The sequence below is a fragment of the Streptomyces sp. SDT5-1 genome (assembly GCF_052245995.1).
Classification (GTDB): Bacteria; Actinomycetota; Actinomycetes; order Streptomycetales; family Streptomycetaceae; genus Streptomyces.
This window is the reverse complement of record NZ_CM125963.1, coordinates 5,760,691-5,776,318: the sequence shown is the minus strand read 5'-3', so window position 1 is coordinate 5,776,318 and position 15,628 is coordinate 5,760,691. Positions and strand designations below refer to the sequence as shown.

Below are 15,628 nucleotides of genomic sequence, written 5' to 3'. Positions count from 1 at the left end.
CGGCGCCTCCCAGTGGCGTGGCCCGACCGGGCCCTCCTCCTCAGCGTACGGGAGCGGCCTCCTGCGGGAAGAGGTGCAGCCTGTGGGCCAGGGCGGCCGCCTCGCCGCGGCCCGCGACGCCCAGCTTGGCCAGGATGTTCGAGACGTGGACGCTGGCCGTCTTCGGCGAGATGAACAGCTCCTCGGCTATCTGGCGGTTGCTGCGCCCCGCCGTGACCAGGCGCAGCACGTCCCGCTCGCGGCCGGTGAGGCCGAACTCCTCGGCGGGGTCGGCCGGGCCGCCGCTCGGGCGCGGCGCGTCGGGCGTCAGGCTCAGGCGGGCGCGCTGGGCGAGCAGGGCGACGCACTCGGCGAGCGGACGCGCGCCCAGGTGCTCGGCGACGGCTCCGGAGAGCCGCAGCAGCTCGGTCGCCCGGTCCCTGTCGTCGTCCGCGCCGCGCGCGACCAGGGCCTCCGCGAGCCGGAGCCGGACGCGGGCCAGGTCGTAGGGCCGGTCGAGGGGCTCGAACGCGGTGACCGTGGCGGACCAGTCGTCGGCGGTGTCGCGGCCCTCCGCGCGCAGCAGCTCGGCGCGCACCCACCGCTCGTACGCCTGCCAGACGGGGACCGGGGTGGCCTGACGCTTGGCGGCGTCCCTGATCCGGGCGACGGCCTCGGCCCGTCCGGCGTCGGCGGCGGGCAGCCCGCGGGCGTCCGCCTCGGCCGCGGCGGCGGAGCGCAGCAGGGGCCAGGAGTAGCGGTGCATGGAGGGCGGGAGGCCCGCCGCGACCAGCCGCTCGAGCTCGGCGCGCGCGTCCTGGAGGCGGCCCTGGGCGGCGGCGAGCGCGAGGGCGAGGTGGGCGCGGGGCAGCGTGTACTGGGGCTGCGGGTCGTGCGCGCCGTAGTACCCGTTGGCCGCCGCGAGGTGGTCGGACGCCTCCTGGAGGGCGCCGCGGCCGAGCGCGATCATCGCGAGATGCGCGCAGGCGGTGCCGCGCGGCTTGTCGCTGAGCCCGAAGCGGCGGCTGACCCACTCGGCCAGCTCGACCGCCTCGTCCCAGCGGCCGAGGGAGACGAGGGACTCCGCCTGGTTGGACCTGACCCAGCCCTTGTTGTCGGTGAGGCCGTAGCGGCGGCACAGGGCGACGGCCTCCTCGCAGATCCGCACGGATTCGGCGGAGCGGCCGACGCCCTCCAGCTGGGACGGCAGATTCACGTTCACATTGATGAGGCGGGCCGTCATGCCGCGGCCGAAGGCGCGCTCGCGGACCGCGTACATCTCGGCGAAGCCCTCCTCGATGGCGCCGGCGTCCACGAGGAGTCCGCCGCGGACGAGCCGCGCGTGCAGCTCGATCTCCTCCGCGTCGTCGACCATGCGCGCGTACTCGACCGCGCGCTCGGCGGCGGCGAGGGTCTCGGCGCCGGGGCTGTGCAGCATGCCCCACGCCGCCACGTTCGCCAGCACCTCCGCGTGCACGGCGGACGGCGGGAGGCCGCGGACGAGCTCCTGGGCCGTGGCGATCTCGTCCCAGCCGTCGCCGCGCCCGATATGGGAGACGATCTTGGAGTTCTGGATGTGGAACCACGCGGCGCGCAGGGGGTCCGCCCTGCCGGTGCCCTCGGCCTCCTCCAGGATGCGCAGCGCCCGCTTGCCGATCTTGAGGGCGCGCTCCCGCTCCCCGCACAGGCGGCCCGCCACCGCGGCCTCGGAGAGCAGGTCGAGGTGGTCGAGCGGGGTCTCGGCGGGGTCGCAGCCGCAGGAGCTGAAGGCGATGACGTACTCGCCCATGCGCAGGTCGGCGCGGATCTCCTCGGGGGCCACGTCCCACAGCTCCATCGCCCGCTCCAGGAGGCGCAGTTGCTCGGAGTACGCGTGCCTGCGGCGGGCCGCCACGGAGGCGTCGAGGACGGCGGGCAGGGCCTTCGCCGGGTCGTGCGCGTGGTACCAGTAGCTGGCGAGCCGCGTCACGCGCGCGTCGGCGGGCACCAGCGCCGGGTCGGCCTCCAGGGCCTGTGCGTACCGCCTGTTGAGCCGGGAGCGCTCGCCGGGCAGCAGGTCGTCGCTGACGGCCTCGCGGACCAGGGAGTGCCGGAAGCGGTACCCGTCGCCGTCCGGCGACGCCAGCAGGATGTTCGCCCCGACGGCCGCGCGCAGCGCCTCGATCAGCTCGTCCTCGCCGAGCCCCGCGACGGCCGCGAGCAGCGGGTACTCGACCGTGGAGCCGCCCTCCGCGCAGATCCGGGCGACGCGCTGCGCGGACTCCGGCAGCGATTCGACGCGGACCAGGAGGACGTCGCGCAGCGAGTCGGTCAGGCCCGTGGCACAGCCCTCGGTGGCGGCGCAGGCGAGCTCCTCGACGAAGAACGCGTTGCCCTCCGAGCGGCGGAAGATGTCGTCCACGACGGCCGGGTCGGGCTCGGCGGCCAGGATGCCGGCGACCTGGCGGGCCACCTCGTCCCTGCTGAGGCGGTCGAGGTCGATGCGGGTGACGGTGCGCAGCCGGTCGAGCTCGGCGAGCAGGGGGCGCAGCGGGTGGCGCCGGTGCACGTCGTCCGCGCGATAGCTGGCGACGACGGCGAGGCGGCCGCTGCGCAGCGTACGGAACAGGTAGCTGAGCAGGTGGCGGGTGGAGGCGTCCGCCCAGTGCAGGTCTTCGAGGATGACGACGACGGTGTGCTCGGCGGCGACTCGCTCCAGGAGCCGCGCGGTCAGTTCGAAGAGGCGGGCCATGGCGCTCTCGTCGCCCCGGGCGTCGAAGCCGCGGCCCTCGGTGTCGCCCAACTCGGGGAGCACCCTCGCCAGTTCGTGCTCGCGGCCCGATGCCGCGGCGTCCACCTCGGCGGGCAGCGCGCGGCGCAGGGCGCGCAGGGCGGTGGAGAACGGCGCGAACGGCAGTCCGTCGGCGCCGATCTCGACGCAGCCGCCGGTCACGACGACGGCGCCGCGCGCGCGGGCGCCGGCGCCGAACTCCTCGATGAGGCGTGTCTTGCCCACGCCGGCCTCGCCGCCGAGCAGCAGCGCCTGCGGCTCGGCGGCCTCGGCCCGGGCAAGGGCCTTGTTCAGTACGCCCAGTTCGTCGGCCCGGCCGACGAAAACCGGGCTGACGGACCTGGTCTCCACATCGCTGAGCATCGCACAGGGGTCTGACAACGGGCCGGGTATTTCGGCACCGCCGTCGACCGGTGCGTGCGCGCTCACGCGGTGCGCGGGGCGCGGCGCCGGCCGGAGCGGTCGGTACTCACCGTCCTCTCGGCCTCGTGGCGCCGATCGCGGCGCTCGGCGCGGCGCGCCCTGGCCTGCTCGCGGGCGAAGCGCGCGAGCCGGAACCGCTCGGCCTCCTCGATGAGTTCGGCGGAGCGGAACTGGTGCATCTCGTACTCGAACATGTCGCCCCCTGGTGACGATCGCTGCGGGTTTCGCGGACCGTTTTCCGCGATGCCTCGACTTTCGTCTCCCAGGGGGGTGCGGCACATCGGGAGAGTGCCGCATGTTCGTGGGCCGCGCCTCCTTAGGCGCGGCCCACGGGGTGCCTTAGGCGGCTCGGCCGCCCTTATGTCGCGGCCTCAGCCGCTGGTGCTGGGCATGCCCATGATGAGGTCGGTGTACTTGGCGACGGCGAGCAGCAGCCCGATGACGCCGACGGCGAGCCCCGCCCACGCGGTCGACTTGATCCACAGCGCCTGCGGCTTGCCGGGCGCGCCGAACGCGGGCCGCGCCAGGACGGCCGCGCCGACCAGCAGCGCGACGAGCGAGAAGAGGCCGCCGACCAGCGCGGCGGAGTGCCAGGCCTCGCCGTACATCGCCTGGATCTGCTTGGCGATGCCCGCGCTCTGCGCGGTGTTGAGCTGGCCGATGAGCTGCTCGCGGGCCGAGGCGATGGTGCCGAGCCAGCCGCCGCTGAGCCCGACGACGCCGAGCGCCACGGAGACGATCGCGCCCGCGCCCTGGCCGACGCCGGACGGCTTGTCGGCCTCGGCCCTCGCGAGGGCCTCCAGCTCGGCCTCCGCAGCCGCCTCGGCGGCCGCTTCGTCGTCCCGCGCGTCCTCGGTGGCCTCGTCGGCCGCCGTGGCCGCCGTGGTGTCCTCCGTCGTGTCGGTCGCCTCGGTGGCCTTGGCGTCCTGGGCCTCCGTGCCCTCCTCCCGGGTCTCGGCGTCGCGCTGCGCTTCAGTCTTCGTAGTCATGCTGCGCACCGTACGGACGGAGTCTGAGAGGTGTCTTAACGTTCCCTGTGCCCGCTCCGTGCCGTGCGCCACTCGGGGCCGAGCACGGACCAAACCTCCATGTCATGGCGCTTTCCCCGCCAGGGAAAACTTTCCCGGAGCACTCCCTCTTTCGTGAATCCGAGGCGCCGGGCGACGTTCACGCTCGCGACATTCCCGGACGCGGCATGCCATTCCACACGGTGCATTCCGCGCTCGTCCACGGCCCAGTCGATGAGGTGCCGCATCGCGCGCGTGACGAGCCCGCGGCCCGCCGCGGCCGGCTCCAGCCAGCAGCCGACCTCGCAGTTGCCGTTGTCCGCGTCGAAGTTGAGCGTCAGGACGCCGCCCACGAGGGTGCCGTCGAGCCAGATGCCGTGGTACGCGCGCGTGCCCGCGGCCCGCGCCTCCGCGTGGCCCTGGAGCAGCTCGCGCGCGGATTCGAGGTCGGTCGCCGTCGAGCCGAAGGGGATGAACTCCCCGATGAAGTCGCGGCCCCGGTCCAGGTGGTGCAGGAACTCCTCGGCGTGCCAGGGCTCCAGCGGGCGCAGTTCGGCGCCGTCACCCAGCGGGATCGCGTACATCGGTCTCCTTCGTCACCAGCTCGTCCAGCGCGCCCTTGGTGGCCGCGCGCTGCACGGGGATCCTCGCACCCGCGGCGGCGCGGCACTCCGGCGGCTCGATGCTCAGGCGCGGCAGCCGCCGCTCGAGCCAGCCGGGCAGCCACCAGTTGGCGCCGCCGAGCATGTGCATGAGGGCGGGCACCAGGAGCGTACGGAGGACGAAGGCGTCGACGGCGACGGCCACGGCGAGCGCGATGCCGAACATGGCGATCACCCGGTCCCCGCTGAGCACGAACGCCAGGAAGACCGAAATCATGATCACGGCCGCCGAGTTGATCACGCGGCTGGTCTCGGCGAGCCCGACCCGCACGGCCCGCCGGTTGTCGCCGGTCTCCAGCCACTCCTCGTACATCCGGCTCACGAGGAACACCTGGTAGTCCATGGAGAGCCCGAAGAGGACCGAGACCATGATCACCGGGAGGAACGGCTCGATGGGCCCCGACCTGCCGAGCCCCATCAGCTCGCTCCCCCAGCCCCACTGGAAGATCGCGACGACGACACCGAAGGCGGCGCCCACCGCCGCGACGTTCATCGCGGCGGCCTTGAGCGGGATCCCGATGGACCGGAACGCCAGCAGGAGCAGCACGCAGCCGAGCCCGACCACGACGCCCACGAACATCGGCAGCTTGCCGACGATGACCTCGGCGAAGTCGTCGTAGCTCGCGGTGACGCCGCCGACCTGCACGTCGAGGGTGCTGCCCTGCTCGGCGGCCGGCACCACGTCGGCGCGCAGCCGGTCGACGAGGTCGCTGGTCCGCTCGGACTGCGGCGACGACGTCGGTACGACGGTGAGGTGCGCCGCGCTGTCGTCGGCGTTGTACGTGACACGGGAGACGGAGGCGACCCCGTCGGTCGTCCGCAGCTCGCCCGTCAGTTCGGCGAGAGCGGCCTTGTCCTTGGCGCCGTCGACCGGCGTGACGAGCGTCAGCGGCCCGTTGACACCGGGGCCGAAGGCGTCGCCCAGCAGGTCGTACGCCTGCCGGGTGGTGCTGCTCGCCGGGTTGTTTCCCTGGTCGGACGTGCCGAGGTGGAGGAAGAAGGTGGGCAGCGAGAGCACCGCGATCACGCCGACGGCGAGCGCGCCGAGCAGCTTCGGCCTGCGCTCCACGAAGGCGGCCCAGCGGGCGGCGAGCCCGGTCGGCACCGTCGGCTCCGGACCGTGCTCGGCGAGCCGCCGCCGCTCGCGCCGCGACAGGGCCCGCATCCCGATAAAGGAGAGCAGTCCCGGCAGCAGCGTCACGGACGCGGCGACGGTGAGCAGCACGGTCACGGAGGCGGCGATGGCGACGCCGTTGAGGAAGTCGAGGCCCAGCATGAGCATGCCGAGCAGCGCGATGCACACCGTGGCGCCCGCGAAGACGACGGCCCTGCCGGTGGTGGCGACGGCCCGCTCGGCGGCCTCGGCCACCGGCAGGCCCCGCTTCAGCCCTCTGCGGTGCCGGGTCACGATGAACAGCGCGTAGTCGATCCCGACGCCGAGACCGACCAGCATGCCGAGCATCGGCGCGAAGTCCGCGACGGTCATGACGTGCCCGAGCAGCACGATCCCCGCGTACGCGGTGCCGACGCTCACCAGCGCGGTGGCGATGGGCAGCGCGGCGGCGGCGAGCGAACCGAAGGCGACGAAGAGCACGACCGCCGCGACGACGACGCCGATGATCTCCGAGGTGTGCGCCGACGTGGACTCGGTGAGGGCGACGGCGCTGCCGCCGAGCTCCACCTGGAGCCCGTCGGGACCGTCGTCCTCCGCGGCCAGGGCCGTGTCGACGAGGGCCTGCGCCTGTCCCTTGGGGATGTCGTCGGCCTGCTTCTCGAAGGTGACGGTCGCGTACGCGGTGTGCCCGTCGGCGCTGACCTGGCCCGTGCCACCGGACTCGTACGGGGAACCGACGGAGGCGATGCCCGGCAGGTCCGCGATCTCTCCGAGCGTGTTGCTCATCGTCTTCTCGACGTCGGCGGCGCGCACGGTCGAGCCCTCGATGTGCCACACGACCGTGTCGCTGTCGCCGCCGAGCCCGGAGAAGTTCTCGTCTAGGAGCTGGGTGGCGCGGCCCGACTCGGTGCCGGGTGCCTCGTAGTCGTTCGAGTACGCGGAGCCCGCGACGGCCGCCGCGGCACTGGTGCCCAGGAGGGCGGTCAGCCACAGAAGGACGACCACGAGCCGGTGATTGACACACCAGCGGGCGAGTGCGGCCACGGACGTGCTCCCTGAGTCATTTCGTGGATCTTTGACCGGGTACATCCGCTTGGCGCGTGAACAGCCCGCAAAGAACACATGAGCAATGACGAGACACTCTTACAGGCGGAAGTGATCCTTTGTCGCTTTCGTGTCCTTACTCACAAGGAGAGCCCCACCCACAGCGCAACGGTCGCCGCCGCGAGCGTCGCGGGGACCGTGAGCAGGCCGAGCCGGGTGAACTCGCCCAGCTCGGGCTCGGTGCCGTGGGCGTGCACGATGCGCCGCCACAGCAGGGTCGCCAGCGAGCCGACGTACGTCAGGTTGGGGCCGATGTTGACGCCGATCAGGGCGGCGAGCACCGGGCCGGGGCCCATCGGGCCGACGACCGGGAGCAGGGCGAGGATCGCCGGCAGGTTGTTGATCACGTTGGACAGCAGTGCGGCGACACCGGCGATCGCGAGGAGCGTGGTCAGCGCGGAGCCGTCCGGCAGGAAGCGGGCGACGGCGTCCCCGAGGCCGTTGTCGACGACCGCCTTGACGACGATGCCGAGCGCGAGCACGAAGACGCAGAACGGCAGGTTGGCGGCCTTGAGGAGTTCGCCGGGCGTGCTGTGGCGGCGGGCGAGGGCCCGCGCGCCCAGGACGGCCGCGCCCGCGAAGGCCGCCCACAGCGGCTCCACGCCCGCGAACGACGTGACGACGAACCCGGCGAGGGTGAGCGCGAGCACCGTGAGCGTGAACAGCGGGACGCCGGGCGCGTCCTCGGGGTCCGGTTCGTGCGCGGGCGCCGCCAGATCGTCCGCGAAGTACCGGCGGAACACCGCGTACTCGACGCCGATCGCGACCAGCCAGGGCAGCGCCATCAGCCCCGCGAAGTGCGTGAACGTGAGCCCGCTCGCCGCGAAGGCCAGCAGGTTCGTGAGGTTCGACACCGGCAGCAGCAGGGACGCCGAGTTGGCGAGGTGGGCCGCCGCGTAGACGTGCGGGCGCGGGCGCGCGCCGATCCGGGCGGCGGTGGCGAAGACGACCGGGGTGAGCAGCACGACGGTGGCGTCGAGGCTCAGTACGGCGGTGATCCCGGCGGCCACGACGAACACGCCGCCGAGCATCCGCCTCGGACTCCCGTGACAGGCGCGGGCGACCGCGTCCCCGGCGGCCCGGAACAACCCCTCGTCGGCGCACAGCTGCGCGAGGAGGAGGATCCCGGCGAGAAACCCGACGACAGGCAGCAGCTCCCGGGTCTCGGCCCAGGCGTGGTCGGGCGTGACCTTCCCGGTGACCACGGCCACGGCCGCGGCAGGCACGGCGACGACGGCCTCCGGCCACTTACGGGGCCGTAGCACCGCGAAGACGAGCGTGGCGGCGAGAAGGGCGAGAGAGACGAGCAAGGTCAGCCCCTGCGGCGATCGGGGAGCTGAATACGGGGCAGAACCCCAGACCAAGCCCCTGCGGCGATTGAACAGCGGGGCCGGGGCAGAGCCCCAGATCAAACCCCAGCGGTGATTGAGCGGCGGGGCCGAGGGCAGAGCTCCACACCAAGCCCCAGCAGCAATTGAACAGCGGAGCCCGGGACCAGAGCCCCACGCCAAGCCCCAGCGGCGATTGAACAGCGGGGGGCGGAGCCCCAAACCAAGCCCCTACGGCGATGAAGCAGCGGAACCCGCGGCAGGACCCCACACCAATCCCAGCAGCGAAGAACCAGCCGAGCCCGCGGCAGGAACCCAGACCAAGCCCCAGCAGCGACCGAACAGCGGAACCCGGGGCAGAGCCCCACACCAAACCCCAGCGGCGAAGAAGCAGCCGAACCCGGGGCAAGACCCCACACCAAGCCCCAGCAGCGAAGAAGCAGCCGAACCCGGGGCAAGACCCCACACCAAGCCCCAGCAGCGAAGAAGCAGCCGAGCCCGGGGCAAGACCCCACACCAAACCCCAGCAACGACTGAACAGCGGAGCCCGGGCAGAGCCCCGAACCCAGCCCCGGCAGCAAATCAGCAGCCGAGTCCGGGGCAGAGCCCCCACAGCAAGCCCCTGCGGCGATTGAGCAGCGGGGTGCGGGGTGGGGCCCCGAGGTGGCGGGGGTGGAAAGGCGGCGGGGCGTCGGCTGTCCGATGCCCCGCCGCCCGGAATCCGATCAGCCGTCGGAGACGCCCAGCTTCTCCAGGATCAGCTCCTTGACGCGCGCCGCGTCGGCCTGACCCCGGGTCGCCTTCATGACCGCGCCCACGAGGGCACCCGCGGCGGCGACCTTGCCACCGCGGATCTTGTCCGCGATCGCCGCGTTCCCCGCGATCGCCTCGTCGACGGCCGCCGTGAGCGCGCCCTCGTCGGAGACGACCTTCAGGCCGCGCTTCTCGACGACCTCGTCGGGCGTGCCGTCGCCCTTGAGGACGCCCTCGATGACCTGGCGGGCCAGCTTGTCGTTGAGGTCGCCCTTGGCGACCAGCTCGGACACCCGGGCCACCTGCTCCGGCGTGATCGGCAGCGCGCCGAGCTCGACGCCCTGGTCGTTCGCGGAGCGGGCCAGCTCGCCCATCCACCACTTGCGGGCGGACGCCGAGTCGGCGCCGGCGTTGATCGTGGCGACGATCGGGGCGATGGCCCCGGCGTTGCGGATCGACTGCATGTCGTGGGAGCTGATGCCCCACTCCTCGATCAGCCGGTTGCGCTGGGCCAGCGGCAGCTCGGGCAGCTCGGCACGCAGGGCCTCGACCCACTCGCGGGACGGGGCGACCGGGACGAGGTCGGGCTCCGGGAAGTACCGGTAGTCCTCGGCGTTGTCCTTGATGCGGCCGGACGTGGTGGAGCCGTCGTCCTCGTGGAAGTGACGGGTCTCCTGCACGATCGAGCCGCCGGAGGACAGCACCGCGGCGTGCCGCTGGATCTCGTAGCGCGCGGCGCGCTCGACGGAACGCAGCGAGTTCACGTTCTTCGTCTCGGAACGCGTACCGAACTCCTTGGTCCCGTTGGGACGCAGGGAGAGGTTCACGTCGCAGCGCATCTGACCCTTGTCCATCCGGGCCTCGGACACGTCGAGCGCGCGGATGACCTCGCGGAGCTCGGCGACGTACGCCTTCGCGACCTCGGGAGCCCGCTCGCCCGCGCCCTCGATGGGCTTGGTGACGATCTCGATGAGCGGGATGCCGGCCCGGTTGTAGTCGAGCAGCGAGAGCGAGGCGCCCTGGATGCGGCCGGTGGCACCGCCGACGTGCGTCGACTTGCCGGTGTCCTCCTCCATGTGGGCGCGCTCGATCTCCACGCGGAAGACCTCGCCGTCCTCCAGCTGTACGTCGAGGTAGCCGTCGAAGGCGATGGGCTCGTCGTACTGGGAGGTCTGGAAGTTCTTCGGCATGTCCGGATAGAAGTAGTTCTTCCGGGCGAAGCGGCACCACTCGGCGATCTGGCAGTTGAGCGCCAGGCCGATCTTGATGGCGGACTCGACGCCGATCTCATTGACGACCGGCAGCGCGCCGGGCAGGCCGAGACAGGTCGGGCAGGTCTGGCTGTTGGCGTCCTGCTTCAGCTCGGTGGAGCAGCCGCAGAACATCTTCGTCTTCGTGCCGAGCTCGACGTGGACCTCGAGGCCCATGACCGGGTCGTACGACGCGAGCGCGTCCTCGTACCCCATCAGCTCGGACGTGGTCGTGGCAGTCACGATTGTTGAAACTTCCCTCTCAGCCCAGCAGGACGTCGTCGTCGCCCAGGCGCTTGAGCTCCCGGTAGAGGATCGCCATACCGGTGACGATGGCGGCGGCGGACACGGCGGCGTCGATCAGCCGCAGGGTGTCGTTGTCGTTGCGGGCCATCTTCGCCTGCTTGGCGACGCTGATCGCGCCGAAGGCGGTGCTGGCCAGCGAGACATAGACGCCGGTCTTGGACTTCTTGAAGTTCTTGGCCTTCTTTGCCATGGCACTCACAGCGACGGAGCCTCCTCAAGCAGCGGGTGTCCCCACTTTTCCACGAAAGCGGCTTCTACGGCGGCGCCCACCTTGTACAGGCGGTCGTCCTTCATCGCCGGGGCGATGATCTGCAGACCGACCGGCAGGCCGTCCTCGGGGGCCAGACCGCACGGCAGCGACATCGCCGAGTTCCCCGCGAGGTTCGTCGGAATCGTGCACAGGTCCGCGAGGTACATCGCCATCGGGTCGTCGGCGCGCTCGCCGATCGGGAAGGCGGTGGTCGGCGTGGTCGGCGACACGATGACGTCGACCTTCTCGAACGCGGCCTCGAACTCCTGCGTGATCAGCGTGCGCACCTTCTGGGCGCTGCCGTAGTACGCGTCGTAGTAGCCGGAGCTCAGGGCGTACGTGCCGAGGATGATGCGGCGCTTGACCTCGGGGCCGAAGCCGGCCTCGCGGGTGAGCGCGGTGACGTCCTCGGCGGAGTGCGTGCCGTCGTCGCCGACGCGCAGGCCGTAGCGCATGGCGTCGAACCGGGCGAGGTTCGAGGAGCACTCGGACGGCGCGATCAGGTAGTACGCCGACAGGGCGAGGTCGAACGTCGGGCAGTCCAGCTCGACGATCTCGGCGCCGAGCGACTTCAGCAGCTCGACCGACTCGTCGAAGCGCTGCACGACACCGGCCTGGTAGCCCTCGCCGCGGAACTGCTTGACGACGCCGACGCGCATGCCCTGCACGCTGCCGTTGCGCGCGGCCTCGACGACCGGCGGGACCGGGGCGTCGATGGACGTGGAGTCGAGCGGGTCGTGCCCGGCGATGGCCTCGTGCAGCAGGGCCGCGTCGAGGACCGTACGGGCGCAGGGGCCGCCCTGGTCGAGGCTGGAGCTGAACGCCACCATGCCGTAGCGGGAGACGCCGCCGTAGGTCGGCTTGACGCCGACGGTGCCGGTGACGGCCGCGGGCTGGCGGATGGAGCCGCCGGTGTCGGTGCCGATGGCGAGCGGGGCCTCGTACGCGGCGAGGGCGGCGGAGGAGCCGCCGCCGGAACCGCCGGGGATCTTGGTGAGGTCCCAGGGGTTGCCGGTCGGGCCGTACGCGCTGTTCTCGGTGGAGGACCCCATGGCGAACTCGTCCATGTTGGTCTTGCCGAGGATGACGACGTCGGCGGCCTTCAGCTTCTTCGTGACCGTCGCGTCGTACGGCGGGATCCAGCCCTCGAGGATCTTGGAGCCGACCGTGGTCGGGACGCCCTCGGTGGTGAAGATGTCCTTGAGCGCGAGCGGGACGCCGGCCAGCGGGCCGAGCTTCTCGCCGTTGGCGCGCTTCTCGTCGACGGCACGGGCCTGCGCGAGGGCGCCCTCGCGGTCGACGTGCAGGAAGGCGTGCACCTTCTCGTCGACGGCCTCGATCCGGGCCAGATGGGCCTCGGTGACCTCGACTGCCGTCAGCTCACCGGAAGCGATCTTCTCGGCGGTCTGGGCGGCGGTGAGCTTGATGATGTTCGTGTCCGTCATGACTTCTTAGTCCTCCCCCAGGATCTGCGGCACCTTGAAACGCTGCTGCTCCTGGGCCGGGGCGCCGGAGAGCGCCTGCTCGGGGGTGAGCGACGGACGGACCTCGTCCTTGCGCATGACGTTCGTCAGCGGCAGCGGGTGCGAAGTCGGCGGTACGTCTTGGTCGGCGACCTCGCTGACGCGGGCGACCGCGCCGATGATGTCGTCGAGCTGGCCTGCGAAGTGGTCGAGCTCTTCGGGCTTCAGCTCCAGACGCGCCAGCCGGGCGAGGTGGGCGACCTCCTCGCGCGTGATGCCAGGCATGCGGATCCTCACGGGGTGCGTTTTTCTGTGTTTTCGGCGTGTGCCCCAATCCTATGGGGCGCGGGGCCGTGCCCGGTAAACGGTTTACCGGGGGCGGCGCTCGGCGGCGAGGCACGGGGCGCGCGGAGCCGGGGTGGGCCGCACCCCGGTGCGCGCGAAACGGGGCTGGGCGCGCAGTTCCCCGCGCCCCCAAGATGCCCACCCGTGGTGGCGCCCGCCGGGATCGGTCAGCCCAGTTGGCCGCGGTCGTCGGCCGGGGCCGCCGGGAGGGCGGCCGGGTGCCAGCCGCGGTCGCCGCGGGCGCGGAGCCACGCCGTCGTCTCGTCGGGCGGCATCGCCGCGGCGACGAGCCAGCCCTGCACCGCGTCGCAGCCCAGGTCCCGCAGCCGCTCCCACGTCTCGTCGTCCTCGACGCCCTCCGCCACGACCAGGAGGCCGAGGGAGTGGGCGAGGTCGACCGTGCAGCGGACGATCTCCGCGTCCTCGGTGTCCACGGCGAGCCGGGCCACGAACGAGCGGTCGATCTTCAGCTCGCTGACCGGGAGCCGGCGCAGGTGCACCAGCGAGGAGTAGCCCGTGCCGAAGTCGTCGAGCGACATCTTCACGCCGTGCCCGGTGAGCCCCGCGAGGGTGTCGGCGGCCCGCTGCGGGTCCTCGAGGAGCACGTGCTCCGTGATCTCCAGCTGCAACGACCCGGCCGGAACCCCGTGCCGGGCGAGCCGCGCCGCGACCGCTCCGGCGAATCCGGGCGTGTGCACGTCGCGCGGCGACACGTTCACGGCGACCGGCACGTGCAGCCCCTGCTTGCGCCAGCGCGCGACCTGTCCGAGCGCGGTCTCCAGGACGTACTCGGTCAGATGCGGCATGAGCCCCGACGACTCGGCGATGGCGATGAACTCGTCCGGCGGCACCTTCCCGCGCTCCGGGTGCACCCACCGTACGAGCGCCTCCAGGCCCGCGACGTGCCCGTCGAACCGGACCTTCGGCTGGTAGTGCAGCTCGACCTCGCCCGCGTCGAGCGCGCGCCGCAGGTCGCCCAACAGGCCGAGCCGGTCCGGGGTGTTGGAGTCCCGCTTCGACTCGTACACCTCGACGCCGGTCCTGTCCCGCTTGGCCTGGTACATCGCGACGTCGGCCCGCCGCAGCAGCCCCTCGGCGTCGAGCGCGTGGTCGGGGAAGACGGCGAGCCCGGCGCTCGCCTCCAGTACGAGGGTCAGCCCGTCCAGATCGAGGGGCGAGCCCAGCGTCGCCACGAGACCGCGGGCCACGCGGGTCGCGGACGTCGTGGAGTCGGCGACCGGCAGCAGCACGGCGAACTCGTCGCCACCGAGCCGCGCGACCTCCGCCCCGCGCGGCAGAGCGGCTCTCAGCCGGTCCGCGATCTGGAGCAGGAGCCGGTCGCCCGCGAGGTGCCCGAGCGTGTCGTTCACCGAACGGAACCGGTCGAGGTCGATCAGCATGAGGGCGCTGCGGGCCCCGATCCGCTCGGCGTCGTCCAGCGCGGACCAGGTGCGCTCCAAAAGCCACTGGCGGTTCGGCAGCCCGGTGAGCGGGTCGCGGAGCTGCTCCTCGGCGCGGGCGCGGGCGATCCACAGCGTGGAGTCGAGGGCGATGAGCGGGATCGCGAACAGCGGCAGGAGCACCGGCAGGGCGTCCGCGACGACGCAGATCAGCGGCGCGATGCCGAGCAGCGCGACGGCGACGAGGCCGTGCCGGACGAGCGCGGTGCGGGCGACGGTCGGGAGCCCGGAGTTCGGCGGCGCGTGCACGTACCAGAGGAGGCTGCGCGTGACCAGCAGATACGCGACGGCGGCGAGAACGACCTCGGGGACGGTGGAAATGCCCCAGCCCTCCGGCCGCCACGGCGTCTCGACGGACGGCACGCGGCCGAAGGCGGCGAGGACGAGAGCGCCCGCGCCGATGCCGAGGATGTCGATGGCGCCGTGCAGCAGACCCTGGCGCCAGCAGTTCCTGCGGGCGACGCCGACGAGGACGACGACGGTGAGGCTGACCATGCCCGCGGGCACCCAGCCGTAGAGGAGCAGGACGGCGAGGGTGAGGGCGGCGCCCGATCCGGTGCCGCCCCACCAGCGGTCGCGGCCGAGGGCCACGAGGTGGCCGACGATGATCCCGGTCAGGATGGCGAGGCACCAGCCGACCGCCCCGGACGGGAAGAGCGCGTGGCCGTCGCCGAACGACCAGTAGAAGCCGGCGCCGAGCACGACGGCGGCGAGTGCCACGACGACGCCGGGCAGCAGCGGGACGAGCGCGGCCCGCGAGGCCTCGCCCGGTGCGGCGTACTGGTTGCGCGCGGGGGTGGCGGCGCCGACCCGGCCGCCCGCGGGGACGGTACCGGGCAGCGGCCTCCCCCTGACGACGGTGCCGTCGGTGGTCCGTGCGGGTCCGGTCGGCGGGATCGGCCGGCCGTCCAGCACGCGGGGCTCACGGCCGGCCGCGGGGCGTTCGACAGGCGCGGGGTGGTCGGACGGGCGGTCGTCCAGGCGGCAGGCCTTGGATATCGGGCCGCTGGGCGGGCCCGCGCCGGGTCCCGGCTCGTCGGCCGTCCCCTCGGCCCTGCGCACGCGGGCGGGCAGCGCGCGCGGCGCCGCCGGTTCCTCGCGGGAGCAGGCCGGGGCGGGGTCGTCGGGGGCCGACACGGCGTGCGCCTCGGCCGAACTCCCGTCGTCCGCCGGGCGGTCGGCGGCTCCGTGCCGCACCGGCCCTTCGCGGCCCGCGACTTCGGGCCCGTCCGTCCGGCCGGCGCCGAGCGCGCCGCCCCGCCACCAGTTGCGCCAGTTCACCACACCACCGCGCTCGTTCTCCCCGTGACCGCTTTCGCTGCCGGCCGGTCCGTCGCCGCCGGGGCGCCGTGCCGTCTCGCGTCGCGTGCGGCGGCGCGGGCGCAGGCGTGAGTCCGGGGCGGCGCTCTCGGTC

The 15,628-nt window shown here is 72.9% G+C and carries 11 protein-coding genes; all 11 read right to left on the bottom strand.

Translation table 11 applies throughout. The features are described 5' to 3' along the window. Window positions 1-40: 40 nt before the first annotated feature. Complete coding sequence (locus ACTWJ8_RS26730; protein WP_443260465.1) at window positions 41-3,112, bottom strand: helix-turn-helix transcriptional regulator; 3,072 nt, start codon at window positions 3,110-3,112, stop codon at window positions 41-43. 62 nt (window positions 3,113-3,174) lie between these two features. Beyond that, window positions 3,175-3,366, bottom strand: coding sequence for a hypothetical protein (locus ACTWJ8_RS26725; RefSeq protein WP_443260464.1), 192 nt, complete (start codon window positions 3,364-3,366; stop codon window positions 3,175-3,177). Window positions 3,367-3,543: 177 nt separating this feature from the next. Next, a complete protein-coding gene (locus tag ACTWJ8_RS26720) occupies window positions 3,544-4,161 on the bottom strand; it encodes a hypothetical protein (RefSeq protein ID WP_356389143.1) in 618 nt (205 codons plus the stop codon). Between the two features lie 35 nt (window positions 4,162-4,196). Further along, window positions 4,197-4,763 (bottom strand): GNAT family N-acetyltransferase, encoded by a 567-nt coding sequence (locus tag ACTWJ8_RS26715; RefSeq protein WP_443260463.1) that lies wholly within the window; start codon window positions 4,761-4,763, stop codon window positions 4,197-4,199. Then, window positions 4,741-6,999: an MMPL family transporter gene (locus tag ACTWJ8_RS26710; protein ID WP_443260462.1), complete on the bottom strand. Its 2,259-nt coding sequence runs from the start codon at window positions 6,997-6,999 to the stop codon at window positions 4,741-4,743. The genes ACTWJ8_RS26715 and ACTWJ8_RS26710 overlap by 23 nt, the downstream gene beginning before the upstream one ends. Window positions 7,000-7,139: 140 nt before the next feature. Further along, window positions 7,140-8,375: an arsenic transporter gene (locus tag ACTWJ8_RS26705; RefSeq protein WP_356389255.1), complete on the bottom strand. Its 1,236-nt coding sequence runs from the start codon at window positions 8,373-8,375 to the stop codon at window positions 7,140-7,142. Window positions 8,376-9,112: 737 nt separating this feature from the next. Continuing rightward, complete coding sequence (gene gatB / locus ACTWJ8_RS26700) at window positions 9,113-10,633, bottom strand: Asp-tRNA(Asn)/Glu-tRNA(Gln) amidotransferase subunit GatB (RefSeq protein ID WP_443260461.1); 1,521 nt, start codon at window positions 10,631-10,633, stop codon at window positions 9,113-9,115. A gap of 19 nt (window positions 10,634-10,652) precedes the next feature. Further along, entirely contained in the window at window positions 10,653-10,886 is a 234-nt protein-coding gene (locus ACTWJ8_RS26695) for a hypothetical protein (protein WP_356389257.1), read from the bottom strand. Between the two features lie 5 nt (window positions 10,887-10,891). Then, window positions 10,892-12,391: an Asp-tRNA(Asn)/Glu-tRNA(Gln) amidotransferase subunit GatA gene (gene gatA / locus ACTWJ8_RS26690; RefSeq protein ID WP_356389151.1), complete on the bottom strand. Its 1,500-nt coding sequence runs from the start codon at window positions 12,389-12,391 to the stop codon at window positions 10,892-10,894. 6 nt (window positions 12,392-12,397) lie between these two features. Then, window positions 12,398-12,694: an Asp-tRNA(Asn)/Glu-tRNA(Gln) amidotransferase subunit GatC gene (gene gatC, locus ACTWJ8_RS26685; protein WP_016432511.1), complete on the bottom strand. Its 297-nt coding sequence runs from the start codon at window positions 12,692-12,694 to the stop codon at window positions 12,398-12,400. Window positions 12,695-12,921: 227 nt separating this feature from the next. Further along, window positions 12,922-15,054 (bottom strand): putative bifunctional diguanylate cyclase/phosphodiesterase, encoded by a 2,133-nt coding sequence (locus tag ACTWJ8_RS26680; protein ID WP_443264999.1) that lies wholly within the window; start codon window positions 15,052-15,054, stop codon window positions 12,922-12,924. Between the last annotated feature and the right edge of the window lie 574 nt (window positions 15,055-15,628).